2 protein-coding genes and 1 pseudogene are annotated in these 1,792 nt (G+C 65.4%); all 3 read left to right on the top strand.

Annotated elements, in window-relative coordinates; all coding sequences use genetic code 11:
- Window positions 1-227 precede the first annotated feature (227 nt).
- Window positions 228-794 carry a sigma-70 family RNA polymerase sigma factor gene (locus tag X730_RS135405; protein ID WP_023683483.1) on the top strand — a complete coding sequence of 189 codons (567 nt, stop codon included), beginning with the start codon at window positions 228-230 and terminating at the stop codon, window positions 792-794.
- 14 nt (window positions 795-808) lie between these two features.
- Window positions 809-1,477: a hypothetical protein gene (locus X730_RS135410; RefSeq protein ID WP_023755564.1), complete on the top strand. Its 669-nt coding sequence runs from the start codon at window positions 809-811 to the stop codon at window positions 1,475-1,477.
- Window positions 1,467-1,792 (top strand): annotated as a pseudogene (locus X730_RS0135320) (peptidase S8); the annotation flags it as partial. The gene X730_RS135410 and the pseudogene X730_RS0135320, both read left to right, overlap by 11 nt.

The following is a 1,792-nucleotide window of genomic DNA, read 5'->3' as shown; positions in this document are numbered from 1 at the left end:
CTCCGGCGGACAAGAAAACTGTCACCCATGCTATCGGTCCATTCTGTTACCTATCTATCCGGTTCGGACACCGCCACCTTCTCCCCGTATAGTGACGGGGAGAAGGGAGACACTCTGGCAACACTCACCTTCTTCGGTTAGCTTCGCCAAAATTCCTTGGCGGAAGGATGAACCTTTTTGAACCTATCGGCGACAGAGCAGACAGGAGCCAGGCGGCTCGACCGGCCATGACGGCAGCGACCGAGACTGATCGCGCGCTTGTCGACCGGGTCGCGAAGGGCGACCGTGCCGCTGTTCGGCTGCTGTTCATGCGTCACCACGCGCGGGTCTACCGCTTCGTGGTGCGCCAGACGGGATCGGAAATGATGGCCGACGATATCGCAAACGAGGTCTTTCTCGAGCTGTGGCGCCAGGCGCCCGGTTTCGAAGGGCGCTCGGAAGTCTCGACATGGCTGCTCGGCATCGCCCGGTTCAAGGCGCTGTCGATGCTTCGCAAGAAAAAAGAAGACTGGATCGATGACGACGATGCGGCGCAGGTTCCCGACGGCGCCGACACGCCGGAAGTCGCCACCATGAAGGAAGACAAGGGCGCCGCTTTGCGGCGCTTCGTCGATGCCTTGCCGGAGGAACACCGCTCGGTGATCGACCTTGCCTATTACCATGGACAGTCGGTGACGGAGATTGGCGAGGTGCTCGGCATCCCGGTCGCCACCGTCAAGACCCGAATGTTCTACGCCCGCAAGAAACTCGGCGAAGCCCTCAAGGCCGCCGGTTACGACAGGGGGTGGCCATGAGCAATCCTGAAGACATGAGCGCCGCTGAAAAAATGTCGCGCCGTGACGAAATGGAAACGCTGCTGCCGTTCTACCTGAACGGCTCGCTGGAAGGCTCGGACCTCGAAGCCGTCGAGGAATGGCTGGCGTCCGATCCGGCGGCGACGGCGGCGCTTGGCGAGGCTGAGGCGGAATTCTCCGGCGCCACCGCCGCCAACGAGGCGATCCGGCCACCGGCCGATGCGCTCAGCCGCTTTGCCAGGGCGCTCGACGCCGAAGCCGGACCGGTCCGCGCTCCCGCGGGCCGTTCCTGGCTGGCGCAGGCACTCGGCCGTTTCATGGCGGTGCCGGTCGGTGTCGCCTGGGCGGCAGCGGCGGTGCTGCTGGCGTTGGTCGTGGTGCAGTCCTACGTGCAGACCGGCGGCAAGAGCCATGATTTCGAGGTTGCCGGCGCCGAGGATGATCTGGCGAAACTGCCGTTCGCGCTGGTCAAGTTCAAGCCGGATGCGAAGATGTCCGACATCGCTGTCTTCCTCGACCAGAACGCGCTGAAGATCGCCGGCGGGCCGGCCGCCTCGGGCGTCTTCCGCATTGCCATCCCGGTCAAGACCGGAGCAGACTACACCAGGCTCGTCGGCCTTATTGCCGCCCAGCCGTTCGCGGAGACTGTGATCGAGGGAAGGAAACCGGTTGATGGCAGCTAGGGCGGTCATTCGATTTGCGGCGATCCTGGTGGCGGCGACGACAATCGTCGCCGTGCCGGCGTCGGCGCAGACCAATGATCCCAATGCCGGCCGGGCCGACTGCACCGACGCGGCCGGAGCGGCGGCTGCCGACTGCCCGAAAGACGGCAATGAGGCCAACGTCGGCGGCGAACCAGGCGCAGTTACCCTTCCGGCCCTGATCGTCGACCTGTTTCCCAACCCACCGGCTCCCGTAGCGCCCGTGCCGACGCCGCGGCCGTCAGCGCCGCCTGCCGACACGCAGGCCGGGCCACCCGCCGGCGGGGCGATCGTTTC

The organism is Mesorhizobium sp. L103C131B0, from assembly GCF_000502275.1.
Taxonomy (GTDB): Bacteria; Pseudomonadota; Alphaproteobacteria; order Rhizobiales; family Rhizobiaceae; genus Mesorhizobium.
This window is presented reverse-complemented; position numbering and strand designations above follow the sequence as displayed.

Bases quoted from the DNA above. Each gene is read 5' to 3' on its own strand.
- X730_RS135410 (WP_023755564.1), top strand. From the start codon at position 809: ATGAGCGCCGCTGAAAAAATGTCGCGCCGTGACGAAATGGAAACGCTG.
- X730_RS135405 (WP_023683483.1), top strand. From the start codon at position 228: ATGACGGCAGCGACCGAGACTGATCGCGCGCTTGTCGACCGGGTCGCG.